The following is a 20812-nucleotide window of genomic DNA, read 5'->3' as shown; positions in this document are numbered from 1 at the left end:
CTTTCTAATAAATTACTTTTAATATTTTATATACCTGTGATATATATATGTGAAGTTGCAAAAGAACCGATATCCGAAAACGCCCTAAGGTCTATCTTCTCATCTTCCAATGTAGGCTCAAAATCAGTAATAACCGTAGTAGCCTCACCCAACTGACGGGCGATTATGAATTTATCGGATTAAAAAAATCATCTACAGCCTCAGCCATTGACGCATGCGCATAGCGTCCCGGACCGTTTGTAATATAATCTTGCATCTCAACTTTTATATTAATAAAAGTACCGTTATTATCTGTCGGCAAAGCATTGTATGTACTAGATGAACGAAGTCTATCTGTATAGTCTTCTGGCGTATCAAATGTGCCATATAGATATAGATTTGTTATTGTTTCAATAGTTAAATCCTGCCATTGATATATTGTATTAGTCATTGTTATTCCATCCTCTTTTTGATTTTATTATTTTGACTTGTCCGTTATACATTTCTTCTGTTTTAGTTGTTTCTAGGCTTGACCCTTTTTTGTAATTTCCGCACTGATTAACAAGAAAGTACGAATAATTATATGGATAATGTTCATCATTATTAATGGGTTCAGGTCTCTTGGTATATTGAGTAATTGCAAAATAATAACTACCAAATAGTTTACTAAAAAAACCTCCTTTTGACTTTATATCGCAACAGAAAGGGTCTTCTCTATAAGCCTTGCTTGCAGCCTTTTGAATCAACTCCTCTTCAGAATATTTCTTGAATTCCGTCCAGCAAATTCCTGAAAAATTCGATACAAAAATTAGTAAAAATAAAATTGGTGCTAAAAAAACTAAAGCCACTTTCTTTTTTAAAGTCATACTATCCTCACTTTCTAATAAATTACTTTTAATATTTTATATACCTGTGATATATATGTGAAGTTGCAAAAGAACCGATATCCGAAAACGCCCTAAGGTCTATCCTCTCATCTGCCAATGTCGGCTCAAAATCAGTAATAACCGTAGTAGCCCCGCCCAACTGACGAGCGATTATGAACTTATCCGCATCGAATCCGCCTGTTAACGTGTCGTTGCCCGAACCGCCATATAATACGTCATCTCCCCCTTCGGCGGAAATAAAATCATTTCCTTCACCTGCGATTATTATATCAGCAAAATCTGTCGTATCATCAACAGTTTCAATTGCACCAACGCCGTTAATAGCATTATTTGAATTATCTCCATAGATAACTTTACCACCATCAGGAGTTTCATATTCAATTGTGCCAGAAGCTTTTAATTGCGGTACAACTATATCAGCCATAGCATTATATGCGTCAAGTAAAGTACCACTTGCTTCAAGTGCTACGTTTGCCTCGTCATTATCAAAATCAGTACTGGTGTATATATCTGTTGGAACAAGATTTTTGTTTTGAAATTCGATCCAAACTTTTACACCAATTTCATATGGATCAACTTCATCTTCTAGATAAAACTCATCGCCTAGCTGATTCCACCATTTTGAATTGAAGTCAAAATCATCATCACGCACATGAACAGCCATATTTTGAATATAGCGTTCAGTTCCATTAACTACAAAAATAACATCATCCGAAATCTCAAAACGTGAATTGTTATAAATATAAGTACGCATTGCATAGTCAGAACTATTTTTATCAATATCTAGGTGCTGAATTGTAAAAGCAAAGTCGTCATCGTCATAACCAAACATTGTTTGAATTTGGTCTTTTGTATATGAGCCATCAGGTGGAATAACAACAAAATTATAGTTAAAAAAGTCTTGAACTACTTTTGCCTCCGAAGCATGTGCATATCTACCTGGACCATTTTCAATGTAATCTTGCATTTCTACTTTAACTGAAAGATATTTATAACCAAAGATGTCTGTAGGTAATGCATCAATTTCACTTGAAGAACGAAGTCTACTTGTATAACTTTCTGGTGTATCAAATGTACCATATAAAAACAGGTTTGTTATAGTATTAATATCTATGTCTTGCCATTGATATATTTTATCTGTCATTAGTATTTCCCTCTTTTTTTGATTTTATTCTATTTACATGCCAATTGTAACTTTCTTCCGACTTCCGAGTTTTTGAATATGACCATTCTTGATTATTTCCACATTGGTCTACTAGATACCACCCGTAATTATATGGGTAATTTTGATCATTAGTAATTGGCTCATCTCTTTTTACGTATTTGATAATAACAAAGTAATATTTGCCTAATAAATTCGAAAAAAAACTATTATGTTTTTTTGATTTACCCTCAACTAAACAACAGTATGGGTTTTCGTCATAAGCATCACCAGTTGATTTTTTTATCAACTCCTCCTCTGAATATTTCTTAAATTCCGTCCAGCAAACACCTGAAAAGTTAGATACAAAAACTAATAGGAATAAAATCGGTATAAAAAAAACTAACGCTATTTTTTTCTTTAAAGTCATCACGTCCTCACTTTTTACTATAATACTTTTAATTGTTTATATACCTACCTGATATATATGTGAAGTTGTAAAATGACTAATGCACCTAAACGCCCTTAAATCAATCCTCTCATCTTCCAATGTCGGCTCAAAATCAGTAATAACCGTAGTAGCCCCACCCAACTGACGGGCGATTATGAATTTATCCGCACCATTACCTCCAACTAAGATATCATCCCCAGCACCGCCGTTTATAATATTGTTATTACTATCACCCTCAATACCATCATTACCACTAGTACCTTTTATAGATTCAATTGATGTTAAGTAATCTGTTCCGATGATACTATTATCAGAAGCTCTTTTTATTACTTCATAATAAGACTGTGTTATATCAGGCTGACCTACCAAGTCTATAAGTGTAAATTCTTTTGCTCTGACTTCAATACGATTAGCTGTTGAATCACTATAATCAACAGCATCTGTTCCATCACTATCAAAGTTACGATAATCAGTTCCAAAACCGCCATGTATAAAATCATTACCGGAACCTATACCTAAATAAAAAGTATCATCGCCCTTTCCGCCAAGATAAGCATCATCTCCAATACTATCATGCACATCATCATCACCTTCCATTGCTACAACTATATCACGCTCATTTGTTGTACTAATATCTGCGTTGTAAGAGTTACCGGATGCATTGCGAGTAGTTATGAAATATTTATCAAAATTTGTATCTTCCTTGCCGATCAATGTTTGAAATTCAGTAAACAGAGTTTGGAAAATAGTTCCAACGCTAGGAATATCAAGTCCTGATTTTAAGGCTTGAAGAACAAGCGAGGCACTTTCATAATTTGAAAAATCATCACCGACTAATGTTATAGCATCGCCGCTAGAGGTGAGTTCTATAGGCGGTGTATAGTTTCCGACAGCTCCCGCTTCAAAATATTTTTTCGTATATTCAACAAGCATGTGAGCCAAGCCGTCTTGCACCTGATAATATGCCTGACGTTGAATATCAGTATCTGTTTTTATAAGATTGGTATCATCTATTATTTTCAAGGTGTCAACGACTTGTTTTAATACACTATTACTATAACCGACTGCATTTGACTGTTTTACCAATTCGGTTGCCAAACTTTGAATAACGAAGCCATTTTGGAATTGATTATCCGTATCTTCTTGCTCTAATTGTCCAACCGGACGAGACATTGCAAGTAAAAACCCGGGGATCTTAGAAACTAATGGTGCAAGTTCATAAGAGCCGTTAAGCTCAGTTGCCATAATAAGCAACTGGTTATCAATAGAATGCGAAGGGCGTGATAATGCAAAATCCTGACCGATTAAAGCCATAAAACCTTCTGACAATGATTGGGGCAAATACATTGTATTTACAGAAGGAATATTACCTCCGGGGTTTACTATACTCGAATCAAATTGTGCAATTTCTACATCCGTACCAAATGATTCTATGTCCTGAGTAATCTCATCCCACTGAACTCCATTGCGAGCCATATCATTTTGAATGTAAACATTTCTGACATTTGTATCGGTGGGTGTTGAATTTGGATCAACCGCGGGTATTGCAGGTACATGCAACAAAAACTCATCATTAGTCGGGTCATCATAAGGATAAACCGGGATAGTTTCATATAAACCCGAAGCCCCATTATTGTAAATATTGTTTATAACGTCAGTAGCCGGAACAGGGTTCATTACTACCGCTTCCGCACCTTCTAACGTTGCTACTGTGGATGCTATAAGCCCACCTAGAGAGTGCCCCGTGAAAGCAAGCTCATAACCACCAACGCCGAACTGGTCATCTAGTATTTCTTTTAATCTTTGAGTGAAATAGTAAGCGACATTGATTTGCGGGTGTACTTCATCAGCAAGTATAGTGGCTATATTGCCCTGCCAGTCATCCCAAGCAGAATCATTAATTGATGAGAATATTTCCTCAAAGCTTTCACTACCCCTAAATGATACTATTATCTCGTTAGCATTAGGGTTGTCACTTTGATAAACCTTGGCGCTAAATGACTCAACATCCTCTCCTGCAAAATCATAGCCTGTATAGTCAGGATTGTTATTGGCGTTAAGTCTTAATTGTAAGAAAATATCGTTCTCAATATCTAAAATACGAAGAGGATTGGTTGAACTATTTGTATCTTCATCATATAAAAATTCCTGCCAACTATCAGGTAAAACAATATTACCGTTAGAATCAACATAACGTCTCCAATTTTCAGCTTGCGTTAAATTTGAGTCATACCCTTCTTCCGGTTGTCCGCCTCTTAATTCATATCTTCGATAAGAATCGTTGGCTAATATTGCCCATTCAAAGTCTGTTAATCCGAATACTGTCATAATAAAACCTTTCTATCTTACTTTATAATTATATTTTTTTAAATTTCCTTTTAATTCCTTGGTTGCGATGTACCTATTTGCAATAAAGTGCAGATCTTTTATCTTTGGATCATAAACAAAATGGCGAGTAAAAGCATTTGCTTCATTTGCCTTCATTTTGTATATTTCTCCAGACGGAAAGCTAATATTTAGATTTTTTTTACTAAACAACTCATGGTGCTTATGTTTTAGAGCATCATAAGGTAACCTATAATATACTTTAATAAATGACAGTTCATAACTTGGTGACATATTATAAGTATCTTCATGAAAATCCGTCCCTTTATCAAATAAAAGAGGGTAAGTAATAAAATCCTTAGCACTAGCTTCAGAAATTTTTCTTTTTATAACACCAATATTACCTAGCTCTTTCTTTCCATGATAAAAATCTAAAAACCATTGCTTAGTATATAATGCAATTGGTTCTGTTGCATTTGGAGTATGTTTATTTATTAATTCTTGTAACTCAGGAATCATTGCTGAATCGCTTAGCATTAGTGAAAAATAAAAAGGCCCATCGCCTTTTCCGAAGAAAAATTCAAACGGGTCAGGCTCTTTCTTTTCTAAAACCGTACCAATCGGCATAGGAGTAACTTTCGTGCTTATATATTTCACTCTTGCACCCGGTGCCTCAAATACTCTCGGCATATCATAAATCTCAACCACATCAGGCACAGGGGCTTTATCTGCAATATGAATTTTCGGTAAATAATCCTCCATTAATTCAGGTATCTCGTATTTAGTATTGCCGTTTTCATCTTCGACTTTCTTAAAAAATCTGCACGGACTAGGAGAACCGACAAAAACATATTCGCCTGTAGGCAACTGCTTACTCATCGAATAACCTGTAGCAGAAATTTCCGAAAATTTAGCACCGCCTGCCTTACTATAAGTTATAGCGTTACACCCACTTCTTCTTGTTAACCGAACAGGCTTGCCGTCAATTTCCAAATTCATTTCAACTTCATAAACAAAAGCCTCATTATTAGGCTCTTCAACTTTCATATTGGCTTCTAGTTTCTCATAACCAAAAACAACTATTGAAACTAAAACAACAAAAAGAAGTATGTAGTTTGATACCGAGCCTCTGCTTGAGAAAAATGACTGTTTATTATTTTTATTTGCCACTTCTTTATCACTAAATACATTTTTCATTACATCCTTCCTATACCTGATAAATTAATATTTATTTAATCTTTTTGTTTCAGCTATATCAGGTCAAAAGTAAAGGGCAATTAAAAATACAAACTAATCAAAATATATGTATCTATTAGTTGAGGATTTGTAAGACAATTTGTATATAACAGTTGCTTATAGTTAATTATTTAACCAATTAAGGGGGGGTCTGTATTTTTACATTTTCATGGTGTTGTTATGCTCGATAGCTTTTTGTGGGATTTGTAAGTGTTCGGGCGTTTGTCCGGTTTTTATAGCGTTTGCGGTTGTTTTTCGCAGGTGGGTTAATTCTTGTTTTGCGTTTTGGCGGAAGGTGTTGATTTGTTTTTGTAGTTTGCCTCTCTCGGTGAGTTGTTTTTGGATTAGGGCTTGTTTTTCGGTTTGGTTTCGGGTGGTTTCTTGTTGTAGGTTTTCTCTTATTTCTGTGCGGATTTTATCGTTTTGCCCTGTGATGCGTGACCAGATGGTGCGTAAGCCTGAGGGCAGGCGGTGGTGGTTTTGTTGTTGATTGGCGATGCGGCGTTGTTTTTGTTGTTTGAGTAAATCTTCTCTTTGTTGACGGTGGTGATTTGTTAAGGCGTTTTTACGTTGTAGCAACTGTTCTTTACGTATGCCGAAAGCTTTTTTGCCAAGTGGTGCTTTGCAAAGTCCAGCGTGCTGTTTTTTTGACCTTCCTTGCTTAAAGAATTTATTAAGCTTGTTTTACTGCGAAAATCATCTTGCCCTGCATAAAGGTGAACACTGTGTTTATGGCGGGTCATCGCCACATAGGTGGTGTGGCGGTCAAAATGTTTTGTGGCAAGAACATAGGCTTTATCGACCGTTACGCCTTGTGATTTATGGACGGTGGCGGCATAGCCCGGTTGGAATTTCTTGTATTCTTTTGCATCAAAACGCAAATCCTGCCCGTTATCCAAACGGACATCTATGATATGTGCGTTGATTTTGGTGATGGTGGCAAGCGTGCCGTTCATCACGCCCATTTTTGTGTTGTTTTCACAAAACATGATGCGGTCACCCTTTGCAAAGCCTTGAATTTCCTGTTCATCTTGTTGTGTGGTAATGGTCAGATTGGTAGTTTTCTTTGATACTTTGCCGACCTTTACCATCTCCGCCTTAATTGCCTTGTTGAGGGCGTTCACATCTTTTCTGGTGAAAGCTAAAACCATGCGTGATGATCGGGGTGCTTTGATACGCCCTGCATATAATCATCTACTAATTTAGCGATGGCGGTATCTTTGTTCTTAAGATAATGCAAGGCTTCTTGCTCTTGATATTGACGCAATGCACCTGCTGTATCACCCTTGGCAAATTGCACCGTTGCCTTGCACATCCAATCGGTTTTCTGGCGGCGTACCTCCAAAATTTCAGCGTAGTCGCTGCGTTCAATCACATTACGGAAAGCCGCTCCCGCCTCAATGGATTGTAGCTGCTGATGATCGCCGCACAGAATAATTTTTGCACCTGCTTTATTAGCACGCTCCATGATGGCTGCCAGTTGCTTTGTGCCGACCATGCCTGCCTCATCAATGATTAAAACATCATTTTTTGTAAGCAGCGTTTTATTGATAAATGCCTGTTGCTTTTTAGAAAGAGAGTCCCAACTTTGCTGACGTTTCATATTTTCTGCGGCTTTGATTTGCATCTCAAATGCGTGCAATGTGCCTGCGGCAATGCCGCTTTCTTTCAGCCCACCTACGCTACACGAACGCTCAACACATTACCCATCCTAAACAAGGATTCAAACTGGCGACCGACTTTTGAACTAACGGCTAAATCCTATATTTTACGGCTTATTTGCGCTGGAACACTGCTAAACATAAACAAAATATCCTTGCAATATTCAGTTCGAAGTACGTCAAAAACGGGTCACCGTTTTTTGGGCTGAGATGCCACATGGATGGCAGTTGGAATTATTAGTTTTTTTCTTTCTCAAAGAAATACTTATAAGCTAACGATAAAAATGATAAGTAAACAGGCATCATAACTATCATACCAAGTACAAAACTAGCAGTATTCAATAATGAGCCGGCTAAACTTCTCTCGCATAACCCTTTAATAAAAACCAATGTAATAGTGAAAAAGGTATTAGAGGCAAACTACAAAAAAGAGGAGCAAATAAAAGTCCCCAGAAATTTCTTCGTGTCTTTCGCAAAACCTTTTTAATACTAACATCAGGCAATTCTAAGGCTATCGCAGGGAACATTACGACAATACGAACCGAGTAACATATGATAAAAAGGTATATTATAGATGTTATCAGTATCATTAATGATTCTGAAGAAGAAATCGCCGGGCTGTTATTTATTGATGGACTGATTAGTTGTGGTGCTGTTTCTAGAAATAATATTAAAGCCGCTAATGCAAAATAATTCCAAACTACCTTATCGAGTCTTAGGTAATGACTCGATACCACTCGTTCGCCACGTAAAATAAGCCTATGCCATGCCACTGCTATTGAAGCACCACACATAGCTACTACCAAACTTACAATAAAAGATGAGGATATAGTACTAAACTCCAATTTTACTTTAGATATGCTTATACAGGATATGGCACTTATTTCTTTCCAAAAAATCAAATTGTAAAGGAACGTAACCACCGCCGATATAGTCAACCAAATCCAAGATATTTTGAAGTATTCGGCACGATTTTTCCATGCGAGTCGATACGACTCTTTCACGGTCTTCCAGAGCGGCAACTTGTAGAGTTCTCCCGATGCGATATCAATTGCTTCTTGCTTCCTTCGCCTTTTTATCTTCCATATAAGCAATGCAATAAGTAGGAAAGGTAGTAATATAGTGGATATTATAACAATTTCAGCCATTCGTTTCCTAAAATGTATATTTAGATATGTCTGAAAAATACATAGGCATACCTTATAATGCAATCAAATAAATGCTGGATATGGTGGCTTTCTCCACTTTAAAAGTTAAAACAGCAAATAGTTTATCACGCAAAGAGCGCTTATGTTCTGAAGGCGCACTATAAATTTTATTTTTGTTCAACACACCCCTAAACAGACCGTCCATAGCCGTATATCTATTTTTAATAAACTCGGGTGTTTCCTCGTCGGTTTCTATGTAATCACCCCACAATATTTCTATTGAAATCATTAAAAATGATTTAATACATCATAGAGACCTCTGAATAATGCAAAAAAACTCGTCATTGCCTGAATTTCTGCAAGAAATTCTAAGGTAAAATCTCATGAGATCGCCCTATAATTTGTTTCACAAATTCAGGCGATGACGTAATGCATAGGTCTTTCATAAGCTATATCGGGCAAATTACGGCTTTGTATTTTACCTTCTTTGAACCTGCCTTAGAGTTACCCTTAATATAAACCTTGAAAATGCAGTAAATTTTGTGATAATCCTTGCTCTTGTTAATTAAAGTGAAGTAGCAGTATATAAAATGAGTTGGATAGATAATCCCAAAATCTCAAATATCAGACCTTATCTTAAGATAATGAGGTTTGATAATTTAACGGGTAAATTCCTTTTGCTATGGCCGTGTTTGATAAGTATAGGCTTTGCATCTGATGAAGTTATTCCTGTAATGCTGATGCTGAAATTTATAATCGGCTGCATCATAATGCGAAGTGCAGGCTGTATTACAAACGATATTATCGACAGGAAAATCGACGCAAAAGTTGAAAGAACTAAAAACAGACCTCTGGCAAACGGCGATATGAAGCTATATGAGGCTATATTTTTGCTAATGCTGCTTCTTTCATTGGGAGCTTTGATATTATTTACCCTGCCAAGCACTGTTATTCTACTTGGAATGATAGTAGTAATACCCATATTTGTTTATCCTTTCATGAAACGTATAACATACTGGCCGCAGGTATTTTTGGCAATGACCTTTAACTGGGGAGCGTTAATGGGGTGGGCTGCCGTTAAAGACAGCATTAACCTGACGGCGGTATTAATATATACGGCATGTATATTCTGGACTATAGGCTATGATACTATATATGCCCATCAGGACAAAAACGATGATGCCGCAATAGGCATAAAATCGACAGCATTAAAATTAGGGGTGCATACGAGAAAATACATCTACTTCTTTTACTTGACCACAACAATTCTTTTCTGGATAGTGGGTATATTGACGGGCAGCGGTATTTTATTCCATCTCTTCCTCATAATCGGACTTATACATTTATACTGGCAGGCAAATACGGTAGATTTCAATATACGCAGTGATTGTATGGCGAAGTTCTCATCAAACAGATATTACGGAATGATAATATTTATCGGTGTAATGCTTGGTAAAATAGCATTATGATAGAGTGATATTTACTATACGGTGTCGCAAACCCTATCGAAAATACAATTTACCCTTGAAAAAAGGTTCGTTATATTAGATAAATGCAGTAATTGCAGAAAAAACAATATTATTTAGGAAAATTATTATGAGCAATCCCGTAATGAAAAAAGAAGCTGTTTACATACCATCGCTAAATACCAAAGGGCGAGGCAAGGTGTATCAAAATATTGCCGAAACTATCGGTGATACTCCGTTGGTTAAACTAAATAGAATAGCACAAGATGCAGGCTGCGTAGCTGAAATCTATGCAAAGCTGGAATTTTTTAACCCGTTGGCAAGTGTGAAAGACCGTCTTGCATTCGGTATGATAGAAGCCGCTGAGAATGCCGGAAAGATTAATAAGAATACCGTTATTATTGAGCCTACTTCAGGGAACACAGGTATAGCACTTGCGTTTATCTGTGCTGCAAAAGGCTATAAACTTATACTTACTATGCCGGAGAGCATGTCCATTGAACGCCGTAAGATGTTAAAACTCTTGGGAGCACAGCTTGAGCTTACTCTGGCTGCAAAGGGTATGCGCGGTGCAATTGACCGTGCCGAAGAACTTCTTCAGGAAAACAACAACGCTATAGTCCTTCAACAGTTCCAAAACCTTGCAAACCCTGCTATACACAGAACAACAACCGCAGAGGAAATTCTTGCCGATACAAATGGCGAAATTGATATATTTATATCGGGTGTCGGTACGGGCGGAACCATAACAGGTGTGGCACAGGTGCTAAAAGACCGTAAACCTGATGTTAAAATAATAGCCGTAGAGCCTGAAGATAGTCCGGTACTATCGGGCGGACAACCCGGACCTCACAAAATTCAGGGAATAGGTGCGGGATTTGTGCCTGATGTCCTTGATGCTAATTTAATAGATGAAGTTATTACTATCGGAAACGAAACTTCATTTGCTACCGCCAGAAAAGTGGCTGAAACGGACGGTATTCCTGTCGGTATATCTTCGGGTGCAACTATTGCAGCGGCTTTGGAAGTGGGTAGCCGTCCTGAAAATAAAGGGAAAAAGATAGTTGTGATCGTGGCATCTTTCGCAGAAAGATACCTTTCTACCGCATTATTCGGAGAATAAAAAACTGATTTAAGGTTGAAAGCAGGGAGATTGCCCTGCTTTCTCTTTTTATGAAGGTTTGTATTTTAAGTGTTTGTTTTTCAACGGTTGTTATGTGCTTTTTGTTGATTTGTATAAAAAAAACATAAAATAGCCTGTACTTCACTTATTTCTTAATATATAAGGCTGTGATATTACTAACCTAAAAGGGGGTTATAAGTTGGTTTTACCAAGTTATTTAAGCGAATATTTACCTATATTAATATTTTTAGGTGTAGCGGTCGGTCTTTCCTTTGTAATGGTCGTTATTCCTTTTATAGTAGCTCTCCGCAGACCGGATAAAGAAAAGTTATCCCAGTATGAGTGCGGATTTGAAGCTTTCTCGGATTCACGAGGTAAGTTTGACGTAAGATTCTATCTTGTAGCCATTTTGTTCATAATTTTTGATTTGGAGATAGCGTTTTTATTCCCTTGGGCGATATCTTTAAGAGAAATAGGGGAGTTCGGTTTCTGGTCAATGATGGTATTTCTTGGCGTTCTGACCGTCGGGTTCATTTATGAGTGGAAAAAAGGCGGTCTTGAGTGGGAATAGTAAAGCAAGGTGGTAAAATAGTATAATGGCAGAAAAACAATTAATTATTGATCCGTCAAAACCTTTGCCGAAAGGCACGGAGCAAGACGCATTGCTCAAACAGGTGTCTGACGAAATATCCGATAAGGGGTTCGTTCTTGCTAATTTAGACGAACTTACTAATTGGATACGCACAGGCTCACTTTGGCCTATGACATTCGGACTTGCATGTTGTGCAGTTGAAATGATGCACACGGCAGCCAGCCGTTATGACCTTGACAGGTTCGGGCTGGTGTTCAGGGCAAGCCCAAGACAATCCGACGTTATGATAGTTGCGGGTACTCTTACAAATAAAATGGCTCCAGCACTTCGTAAGGTATATGACCAAATGGCAGAGCCAAGATGGGTAATTTCAATGGGTTCCTGTGCTAACGGGGGCGGTTATTACCATTATTCATATTCGGTGGTGCGTGGCTGTGACAGGATAGTTCCGGTTGATGTTTATGTGCCGGGTTGCCCTCCTACTGCCGAAGCATTGCTTTATGGAATACTGCAATTGCAGAAAAAAATTAAACGCACCGGCACAATACTTAAACGCAAAAAAGCATAATTATGATAAATGAGCTTACAGACTTAGGCAAGTATCTGGAATCGGGTGTTATAGAAGACATCAAGGTTAAGTGCCGCATAAAAAACGATATGCTTATTGTTTCTGTGAAAGCAGATAGTATCGTTAGAATGCTTACCTTTTTAAGGGACGATGCCAGATGTCAGTTCAAGCAGCTTATAGACCTTACCGCTGTTGATTATCCTGAAAAAAAAGAACGTTTTGAAGTTATATATAACTTATTGAGTTTAAGATATAACAACCGTATCGTTGTTAAGGTGTGTGTTGCCGAAAACGACATGGTTCCGACTGTTACGGGTGTATTTAGCTCGGCAAACTGGTATGAGCGTGAAGTTTGGGATATGTACGGCGTTTTCTTTGCCGATCACCCTGACTTACGTAGGATATTGTCGGATTATGGTTTTAGCGGACACCCTCAAAGAAAAGATTTTCCTCTGACAGGTTATGTGCAGGTTAAGTATGACGAAGATCGCAAGCGTGTTGTGTACGAGCCTGTTAAATTGGATCAGGAATTTAGGACTTTTGATTTTGCAAGCCCGTGGGAGGGTACTAAATATATCCTTCCCGGTGATGAAAAGGCGGAGGCGTAAGTGGCTAGTAGTAAAGCAGTAGATATAAAAAATATGACCCTGAACTTTGGCCCGCAACACCCTGCGGCACACGGGGTTTTGCGTCTTGTTCTGGAAATGGACGGTGAGGTTGTAGAGCGTGCTGACTCCCATATAGGGTTGCTGCACAGAGGGACGGAAAAATTAATCGAGCATAAAAATTATATTCAGGCAGTTCCTTACTTTGACAGGCTTGATTATGTTGCTCCGATGTCGCAGGAACATGCCTTTGCATTGGTTACTGAAAAGCTGCTGGATTGTAAAATTCCTATAAGAGCTAAATATATCAGGGTACTTTTTGCAGAGATATCCAGATTGTTAAGCCATTTGTTGAACATTACGACACAAGCTCTTGATGTTGGTGCGATGACTCCGCTTTTGTGGATGTTTGAAGAGCGTGAAAAAATGATGGAATTTTACGAGCGTGTTTGTGGTGCTAGGCTGCACGCAAATTACTTCCGTCCCGGAGGAGTTTCTAAAGATTTGCCGCCCGGATTGCTGGAGGATATAGCGAAATTTGTAGAAACCTTCCCTAAAATGATAGATGACATGGAAGGCTTGCTAACGGAAAACAGAATATTCAAACAACGTACCGTTGATATCGGTGTTGTATCTAAGGCTGAAGCACTGGATTGGGGTTTTACGGGAGTTATGTTAAGAGGTTCGGGTGTTCCTTGGGATTTAAGGAAGTCGCAGCCTTATGAAATATATAACGACCTGAATTTTGATATACCTGTGGGCAAAAACGGTGACTGTTATGACCGCTATCTTGTTAGAATTGAAGAAATGCACCAGTCTATAAAAATTATTAAGCAGGTGATTGAAAAAATGCCTAGCGGTCCTATAAAAACCAACGATAGAAAAATATCGCCTCCGCCTAGAGCCGAGATGAAAAAATCAATGGAGGCTTTAATACATCACTTTAAGCTTTATACCGAAGGTTATAAAGTGCCGGCAGGTGAATATTATGCGGCGGTTGAGGCTCCTAAAGGCGAGTTCGGTGTATATTTGGTGGCAGACGGAACAAGCCGTCCTTATAGATGCAGGGTGAGGGCTCCGGGCTTTGCACATTTGCAAGGGCTTGATTTTATGACAAAAGGTCATATGTTAGCGGACGTTGTAGCCGTTATAGGCTCTTTGGATATTGTATTTGGTGAGATAGATAGATAGTTACTATGGCGAAGAAAAAAGAAAAAGTTGAGCAAAAAGCGAGTTTCGAGTTTACGAAAGAAAACCTGAAAAAAGCTAAAGAATATATTGCTAAATACCCCGAAGGAAGGCAGCGTAGTGCATTGATGCCTCTTTTGTGGCTGGCTCAAAAGCAAAACGATAACTGGATACCGCAAGATGCTTTGGATTATATCGCCGATATGCTTGAACTTCCTCCTATTAAGGTTTATGAGGTAGCTACATTCTATACTATGTATAACCTGAAGCCTGTAGGAAAAAACCATATACAGGTTTGCAGAACGACACCTTGCTGGTTGCGTGGTGCTGACGATATTACTAATTTGTGTAAGGATAAGCTGGGTATCGGGCTTGGCGAGATTACGCATGACGGTCAGTTCTCGCTAATTGAAGTTGAGTGTCTGGGTGCTTGTGTTAATGCCCCTATGGTTCAGATAAACGATGATTATTTTGAAGATTTATCGCCTGAATCAATGGAAAAAATAATTGATGATCTGGCAGCGGGTAAAAAAGTTAAAATCGGTTCGCAAACGGGAAGACAGTGTTCTGCTCCTGTTGAAGCGGAGTAAAGTGGAAATTTGGTATGCTTAAAGAAGAAGATAGAATTTTTACAAATTTATACGGTTATGAAAGCCCTAATCTTGCGGCTGCTAAAAAGCGCGGGGACTGGAAAGATACCAAAAAATTTATAAAAAAAGGTCATGATTGGATAATTGAGGAAGTAAAAACCTCGTGTCTTAGAGGACGTGGCGGAGCAGGATTCCCCACCGGTCTTAAATGGTCATTCATGCCCAAAGAATCCCCTAAGCCTTCGTATCTGGTAGTAAATGCCGATGAGTCGGAACCCGGAACCTGTAAGGACAGGGATATAATCAGGAACGACCCGCATAAAATAGTTGAGGGGTGTTTGCTTGCAGGCTACGCAATGCGTGCGGTGGCTGCTTACATATATATTCGTGGTGAATTCTATAATGAAGCGGTTGCCCTGCAACATGCAATTGACGAGGCTTATAAAGACGGTCTTATTGGAAAAAACGCCTGTGGTAGCGGATATGATTTCGATGTATTTCTGCACAGAGGAGCCGGAGCGTATATTTGCGGAGAAGAAACCGCACAGCTTGAAAGCTTGGAAGGTAAAAAAGGACAGCCTCGTTTGAAGCCGCCATTCCCTGCGGGAGTGGGGCTATATGGCTGCCCGACAACAATAAATAATATTGAAACAATAGCCGTAGTGCCTACTATCTTACGTAAGGGCGGAAGCTGGTTTGCAGGTCTTGGGCGTGAAAATAATACGGGTACGAAAGTTTTCTGTATATCAGGTCATGTCAATAACCCTTGCAACGTTGAAGAAGAAATGGGCATTCCGTTAAAAGAGCTTATTGAAAAACATGCAGGCGGTGTGCGTGGCGGGTGGAATAATCTTCTGGCAATAATTCCCGGTGGCTCTTCAGTGCCTATGCTGCCGAAATCTATCTGCGATACCATAAGAATGGATTTTGATTCGCTAAGAGCCGCTCAGTCAGGACTTGGTACGGCAGGTATTATTGTTATGGATAAATCTACCGATTTAATAGCCGCCATAGAGCGATTGTCACATTTTTATATGCATGAATCATGCGGTCAGTGTACCCCATGCCGTGAAGGTACGGGCTGGATGTGGAGAATTATGAAGCGTCTGGTAAAAGGTGAGGCGGAAATTGCCGAAATAGATAAACTGCTTGAGATAACCAAGCAAGTCGAAGGGCATACTATTTGTGCGTTGGGTGATGCGGCGGCATGGCCTATACAGGGGTTGGTAAGGCACTTTAGGAGCGTTATCGAGGACAGAATTAATAATTATAAAAAAGCAGCGTAAGTATTTTACACAGGGATATTATGCCAAAGATAACAGTAAACGGAAATCAGATAGAATTTGAGCAGGGAATGACCGTGTTGCAGGCATGTGAGCTTGCAGGTGAGGAAATCCCAAGATTTTGTTATCATGAAAGGTTAAAAATTGCCGGAAATTGCCGTATGTGCCTTGTTCAGGTTGAGGGAGGTCCTCCTAAGCCTGCCGCTTCCTGTGCTATGCCTGCCGGTGACGGTATGGTTGTTCATACTAACTCACCTATGGTAAAAAAAGCCCGTGAAGGTGTGATGGAATTTTTGCTTATGAATCACCCTCTTGATTGTCCTATTTGCGATCAGGGCGGTGAGTGCGATTTGCAAGATCAGGCTATGGCGTATGGCAGGGGTGACAGCCGTTTTGAAGAAGATAAACGTGCCGTAAAAGATAAATATATGGGCCCTTTGGTTAAAACCCACATGACTCGTTGTATCCAGTGTACAAGATGTATCCGTTTCCTAGAAGATGTTGCAGGAGTATGCGAGCTTGGAGCGGTAAACCGTGGTGAGCATATGGAAGTTACTACATATGTTGAAAAAAGCCTTACATCGGAAATGTCGGGCAATATTATCGATTTATGCCCTGTAGGTGCTTTGACATCAAAACCTTATGCTTTTAAAGCCCGTCCTTGGGAGTTAAATAAAACCGAATCTATTGATGTTTTAGATGCCGTGGGTTCTAATATAAGAGTCGATTCAAGAGGAAAAGAAGTCGTAAGGATTTTACCTCGCCTGAATGAGGATATAAACGAAGAGTGGATAAGCGATAAAACCAGATTTGCCTATGACGGGCTGAAAGTTCAAAGGCTGGACAAACCTTATGTAAGAGTTGACGGCAAATTAAAGCCTGCAAGTTGGAATGAGGCTTATAAGGTTATCAGCGATAAGATGAGAGATATAAGTTCAAATAGCATTGCGGCGATTGCGGGCGATCTTGCCGATTGCGAATCAATGTATGCATTGAAAAAACTTATGACCAAGCGTGGCGTAAATAATATAGATTGCCGTCAAGACGGTATGGAAATCGGTAATGAGGGCAGGTCGTCATATATATTTAATACTACGATACAAGGCATTGAAAACGCCGATTTATGTTTGTTAGTGGGAACTAATCCAAGGCGTGAAGCTGCTATTATTAATTCCAGAATAAGGAAGGCTAACGTTAATAACGGTCTGAAAATAGCTTCAATAGGCGGTTGTTCAAGTTTTACTTATCCTGTAGAAAAATTAGGCAATAGCCCTAAAGATTTACAAGCGATTGCGGACGGTAAGTCAGATTTTTGTAAGACTTTGGAAGCTGCAAAAAATCCTATGATAATAATCGGCTCATCTGCGTTATGCAGGGACGATGCCGAGCATATAATGTATTTGGTGAGTTCTATTGCCGTTAAGTATAATATGGTAAGGGAGGATTGGAACGGGTTTAACGTATTACATAAAGCCGCCAGCCGTGTGGGTGGTCTGGATATGGGCTTCTTGCCGTCAGGTGAGGGTGTGCCGACAAAGAAAATACTAAAAGAATGTGAAGAAAATAAAATAGAGTTCCTATATCTACTTGGTGCTGACGAAATAGACATGTCTAAGCTAGGCAAAGCTTTTGTTGTCTATCAAGGGCATCATGGTGATTCAGGAGCACATAGAGCCGATGTTATATTGCCGGGAGCGGCATATACTGAAAAGTCAGGCACATATGTTAATACCGAAGGTAGAGTGCAAAGAACTAGTCCCGCTATTTATCCGCTTGGCGAAGCTAAAGAGGACTGGCTAATTATAAAAGAATTGGCTATGGCTTCGGGTATTAGCCTTAACTTTAACAATATAGATGAGTTAAGGGAATCTTTAGAAAGGAACTATCCTGTTTTTGCAAATGAGGATATCGTTTCGGAAAAATGGAATAATGTCGGTAAAAAAGGTGTATCGTCTGATGAGCCGTTCAGAAATTCCGTAAAGAACTTCTACATGAGTGACCCTATAAGCCGTGCTTCTAAAACGATGGCGGCGTGTTCGTCCGAAATAAATAAAGGCTGTGGCTGTAAAGGCAAATCTGAAGAGAAGGAGGCTGCGTAATGGAGGAAATATTACAAAGTCCGTTTTTTCAAACTCCGTTCATGGTGGATTATTTCGTACCTTTTGCATGGATACTAATAAAAATATTAGTAATCATACTACCGTTATTAGGTGCCGTTGCATATCTAACGCTGGCGGAGCGTAAGGTTATAGCAGCTATGCAGCTTAGAAAAGGGCCGAATGTCGTAGGACCTTTCGGTCTATTGCAACCGATTGCCGATGGCGTAAAACTTATGCTTAAGGAGGTTATTGTTCCTGCGAAGTCAAATAAGTTTTTATTTGTGCTTGCCCCGATGATAACTTTTGTGTTGGCTATGATAGGCTGGGCTGTCATTCCGTTTGGTGAAGGGCTTGTTTTGGCGGATATAAATGTCGGTGTTTTGTACCTTCTTGCCATCTCGTCACTGGGGGTTTACGGGGTTATTATAGCCGGTTGGGCTAGTAACTCTAAATACGCATTTTTGGGAGCGATACGCTCTGCGGCACAGATGGTTTCGTATGAGGTTTCAATAGGTTTTGCTATTATTACAGTGCTTCTTATTGTGGGGTCTTTAAACCTTACCGAGATAGTGCTTTACAAAAGGACTCTCTTTGAAGATATCCTTTTATTCCCGATGTTTATAATATTTTTTATATCTACTTTGGCGGAAACTAACAGACACCCTTTTGATTTGCCTGAAGCTGAAGCGGAAATAGTTGCCGGATATAACGTTGAATATTCATCAATGACATTTGCGTTATTCTTCCTTGGTGAATACGCAAACATGATATTAATGAGTGGAATAACCACGATATTATTTTTAGGCGGGTGGTTGCCTCCTTTTGGAATTTCTGCATTGCAATTTATACCGGGTTTTGTATGGTTTGCCGCCAAAGTTGCTTTTTTACTTTTCGTGTTTATATGGGTGCGTGCAGCATTACCAAGATATAGGTACGATCAGTTAATGAGGCTTGGTTGGAAAGTATTTTTACCGATTACCCTTGTTTGGGTAGTGTTGGTATCGGCTTATGTTGTTTTTTTTACTACTAATTAGAAGTTGTTAAATGATAAGTGATAAATCAGCTCAGTCTGTTTTTTTGAAAGAAATATTAAGTGGTATGCTGCTTACGCTTAAATATATGTTTAAGCCTAAGGTCACTATTAATTATCCTTTTGAAAAAGGCCCTCTTTCCCCAAGGTTCAGGGGAGAACATGCCCTTCGTCGCTATGCTAACGGGGAAGAACGTTGTATTGCGTGTAAATTATGTGAGGCAGTTTGCCCTGCTCAGGCTATAACTATTGAAGCAGAGGAGAGGGAGGACGGCAGCCGTCGCACGACAAAATATGATATAGACATGATAAAGTGCATTTATTGCGGTCTGTGTGAAGAGGCGTGCCCTGTAGATGCTATTGTTGAAGGGCCTAACTTTGAATATGCTACTGAAACACGTGAAGAATTATATTATAACAAAGAAAAGCTACTTGAAAATGGCGATAAGTGGGAACAAGAGCTGGCTATGAGGCTGGAACTTGATGCCCCTTACAGGTAAAATTCGGAAGTAAATTATGTTAATTGCCAATTTATTATTTTATATATTATCATTTGTGCTGATTTTTTCAGCAATAGTTGTGATAACTGTAAAAAATCCGGTTCATTCGGTGTTGTTTTTAATACTGGCATTTTTTAATTCTGCCGGTCTGTTCCTTATGTTGGGTGCGGAATTTATATCGATGTTAATTATAATAGTCTATGTAGGTGCGGTTGCAGTTTTATTCCTTTTTGTGGTTATGATGCTGGATATTGATTTTGAGGCGATGAGTCGGGGATTTGTCAGGCACTTGCCGATATTGCTTTTAGTTTCTGCGGTAATGCTGGCAGAGTTAATAATGGTTATACAGGTATCGTCGGAGTTTGCATCGGTAAAATCCGTAGTATCGTCTAAAATTCCTTCCGACATTACAAATACCGAAGCTATAGGGAGGATATTATATACCGATTATATTTATCCGTTCCAATTATCGGGAATAATTTTACTTGTAGCTATGATAGGAGCTATCGTCCTTACACACAGGACACGTCCTGGTGTGAAAAAACAGAATATATCCAAGCAGGTATCCAGAAGCCGTAAAGACGGGGTAGAGCTTGTTAAAGTACAGTCAAAGAAGGGGGTGTAAATGCCTGAAGTCGGTTTAACCCATTATCTGATATTGGCAGCTTGCTTATTTGTTATAGGAATAAGCGGTGTGTTCATTAACAGAAAAAATATAATAACTTTGTTGATGTCACTGGAATTAATGCTTCTGGCTGTGAACATTAATTTTGTGGCATTTTCTTATTATCTGGACGATCTTGTAGGGCAGATATTTACAATATTTATACTGACCGTGGCAGCCGCAGAGGCGGCTATAGGTCTGGCTATACTGGTTATTTATTATAGAAATCGCGGAAGTATTTCCGTAGAAGATGTAAACATGATGAAGGGCTAATCA

The 20812-nt window shown here is 38.9% G+C and carries 24 protein-coding genes; 13 read left to right on the top strand and 11 right to left on the bottom strand.

Annotation, left to right across the window (positions count from 1 at the left end):
- Positions 1 to 26: 26 nt before the first annotated feature.
- From O2942_01105 to O2942_01055, 11 genes are all read right to left on the bottom strand, one after another.
- The gene (locus O2942_01105; GenBank protein MDA0780847.1) at positions 27 to 152 is read right to left on the bottom strand and encodes a hypothetical protein; all 126 of its coding nucleotides are present in this window, start codon (positions 150 to 152) and stop codon (positions 27 to 29) included.
- Between the two features lie 11 nt (positions 153 to 163).
- A complete protein-coding gene (locus O2942_01100) occupies positions 164 to 430 on the bottom strand; it encodes a hypothetical protein (protein MDA0780846.1) in 267 nt (88 codons plus the stop codon).
- Positions 423 to 845, bottom strand: a complete 423-nt coding sequence (locus O2942_01095; GenBank protein MDA0780845.1) for a hypothetical protein — start codon at positions 843 to 845, stop codon at positions 423 to 425. The genes O2942_01100 and O2942_01095 overlap by 8 nt, the downstream gene beginning before the upstream one ends.
- Before the next feature lie 28 nt (positions 846 to 873).
- Complete coding sequence (locus O2942_01090) at positions 874 to 1833, bottom strand: hypothetical protein (protein MDA0780844.1); 960 nt, start codon at positions 1831 to 1833, stop codon at positions 874 to 876.
- 166 nt (positions 1834 to 1999) lie between these two features.
- Positions 2000 to 2437, bottom strand: a complete 438-nt coding sequence (locus O2942_01085) for a hypothetical protein (protein ID MDA0780843.1) — start codon at positions 2435 to 2437, stop codon at positions 2000 to 2002.
- Between the two features lie 36 nt (positions 2438 to 2473).
- A complete protein-coding gene (locus tag O2942_01080) occupies positions 2474 to 4786 on the bottom strand; it encodes a hypothetical protein (GenBank protein MDA0780842.1) in 2313 nt (770 codons plus the stop codon).
- Positions 4787 to 4798: 12 nt separating this feature from the next.
- Complete coding sequence (locus O2942_01075; protein ID MDA0780841.1) at positions 4799 to 5980, bottom strand: hypothetical protein; 1182 nt, start codon at positions 5978 to 5980, stop codon at positions 4799 to 4801.
- A gap of 198 nt (positions 5981 to 6178) precedes the next feature.
- Positions 6179 to 6598 carry a hypothetical protein gene (locus O2942_01070; protein ID MDA0780840.1) on the bottom strand — a complete coding sequence of 140 codons (420 nt, stop codon included), beginning with the start codon at positions 6596 to 6598 and terminating at the stop codon, positions 6179 to 6181.
- Positions 6574 to 7170 (bottom strand): hypothetical protein, encoded by a 597-nt coding sequence (locus O2942_01065; GenBank protein MDA0780839.1) that lies wholly within the window; start codon positions 7168 to 7170, stop codon positions 6574 to 6576. The genes O2942_01070 and O2942_01065 overlap by 25 nt, the downstream gene beginning before the upstream one ends.
- Positions 7161 to 7676 (bottom strand): AAA family ATPase, encoded by a 516-nt coding sequence (locus O2942_01060; protein MDA0780838.1) that lies wholly within the window; start codon positions 7674 to 7676, stop codon positions 7161 to 7163. The genes O2942_01065 and O2942_01060 overlap by 10 nt, the downstream gene beginning before the upstream one ends.
- Positions 7677 to 8033: 357 nt before the next feature.
- Positions 8034 to 8828 carry a hypothetical protein gene (locus O2942_01055; protein ID MDA0780837.1) on the bottom strand — a complete coding sequence of 265 codons (795 nt, stop codon included), beginning with the start codon at positions 8826 to 8828 and terminating at the stop codon, positions 8034 to 8036.
- Between the two features lie 590 nt (positions 8829 to 9418).
- On the opposite strand from O2942_01055, the gene ubiA reads away from it, so the two are divergent.
- The 13 genes from ubiA to nuoK all read left to right on the top strand — a co-directional run bounded on the left by ubiA (position 9419) and on the right by nuoK (position 20809).
- Positions 9419 to 10297: a 4-hydroxybenzoate octaprenyltransferase gene (ubiA, locus tag O2942_01050; GenBank protein ID MDA0780836.1), complete on the top strand. Its 879-nt coding sequence runs from the start codon at positions 9419 to 9421 to the stop codon at positions 10295 to 10297.
- Between the two features lie 127 nt (positions 10298 to 10424).
- Positions 10425 to 11417: a cysteine synthase A gene (cysK, locus tag O2942_01045; GenBank protein MDA0780835.1), complete on the top strand. Its 993-nt coding sequence runs from the start codon at positions 10425 to 10427 to the stop codon at positions 11415 to 11417.
- A 199-nt stretch (positions 11418 to 11616) separates the two neighbouring features.
- Positions 11617 to 11988 carry an NADH-quinone oxidoreductase subunit A gene (locus O2942_01040; GenBank protein ID MDA0780834.1) on the top strand — a complete coding sequence of 124 codons (372 nt, stop codon included), beginning with the start codon at positions 11617 to 11619 and terminating at the stop codon, positions 11986 to 11988.
- Positions 11989 to 12013: 25 nt separating this feature from the next.
- On the top strand, positions 12014 to 12577 hold the full coding sequence (locus O2942_01035) for an NADH-quinone oxidoreductase subunit B (GenBank protein ID MDA0780833.1): 564 nt from the start codon (positions 12014 to 12016) through the stop codon (positions 12575 to 12577).
- A 2-nt stretch (positions 12578 to 12579) separates the two neighbouring features.
- Positions 12580 to 13185 carry an NADH-quinone oxidoreductase subunit C gene (locus O2942_01030; protein MDA0780832.1) on the top strand — a complete coding sequence of 202 codons (606 nt, stop codon included), beginning with the start codon at positions 12580 to 12582 and terminating at the stop codon, positions 13183 to 13185.
- Positions 13186 to 13218: 33 nt separating this feature from the next.
- Complete coding sequence (locus tag O2942_01025) at positions 13219 to 14373, top strand: NADH-quinone oxidoreductase subunit D (protein MDA0780831.1); 1155 nt, start codon at positions 13219 to 13221, stop codon at positions 14371 to 14373.
- A gap of 5 nt (positions 14374 to 14378) precedes the next feature.
- A complete protein-coding gene (nuoE, locus tag O2942_01020; GenBank protein MDA0780830.1) occupies positions 14379 to 14960 on the top strand; it encodes an NADH-quinone oxidoreductase subunit NuoE in 582 nt (193 codons plus the stop codon).
- Between the two features lie 14 nt (positions 14961 to 14974).
- A complete protein-coding gene (gene nuoF, locus O2942_01015; protein MDA0780829.1) occupies positions 14975 to 16246 on the top strand; it encodes an NADH-quinone oxidoreductase subunit NuoF in 1272 nt (423 codons plus the stop codon).
- A 20-nt stretch (positions 16247 to 16266) separates the two neighbouring features.
- Positions 16267 to 18342: an NADH-quinone oxidoreductase subunit NuoG gene (gene nuoG, locus O2942_01010; GenBank protein MDA0780828.1), complete on the top strand. Its 2076-nt coding sequence runs from the start codon at positions 16267 to 16269 to the stop codon at positions 18340 to 18342.
- Positions 18343 to 18383: 41 nt separating this feature from the next.
- The gene (gene nuoH / locus O2942_01005) at positions 18384 to 19376 is read left to right on the top strand and encodes an NADH-quinone oxidoreductase subunit NuoH (protein ID MDA0780827.1); all 993 of its coding nucleotides are present in this window, start codon (positions 18384 to 18386) and stop codon (positions 19374 to 19376) included.
- A gap of 10 nt (positions 19377 to 19386) precedes the next feature.
- Positions 19387 to 19872 (top strand): NADH-quinone oxidoreductase subunit NuoI, encoded by a 486-nt coding sequence (gene nuoI / locus O2942_01000; protein ID MDA0780826.1) that lies wholly within the window; start codon positions 19387 to 19389, stop codon positions 19870 to 19872.
- 16 nt (positions 19873 to 19888) lie between these two features.
- The gene (locus O2942_00995) at positions 19889 to 20497 is read left to right on the top strand and encodes an NADH-quinone oxidoreductase subunit J (GenBank protein ID MDA0780825.1); all 609 of its coding nucleotides are present in this window, start codon (positions 19889 to 19891) and stop codon (positions 20495 to 20497) included.
- Positions 20498 to 20809 carry an NADH-quinone oxidoreductase subunit NuoK gene (gene nuoK / locus O2942_00990; protein ID MDA0780824.1) on the top strand — a complete coding sequence of 104 codons (312 nt, stop codon included), beginning with the start codon at positions 20498 to 20500 and terminating at the stop codon, positions 20807 to 20809. It begins immediately after the preceding gene.
- The last annotated feature ends 3 nt before the right edge of the window (positions 20810 to 20812 follow it).

The sequence above is a fragment of the Pseudomonadota bacterium genome, from assembly GCA_027620075.1.
Lineage (GTDB): Bacteria > Pseudomonadota > Alphaproteobacteria > Rickettsiales > UBA6187 > 1-14-0-20-39-49.
The sequence above is the reverse complement of the archived record's forward strand: the minus strand, read 5'-3'. Positions and strand labels throughout refer to the sequence as shown.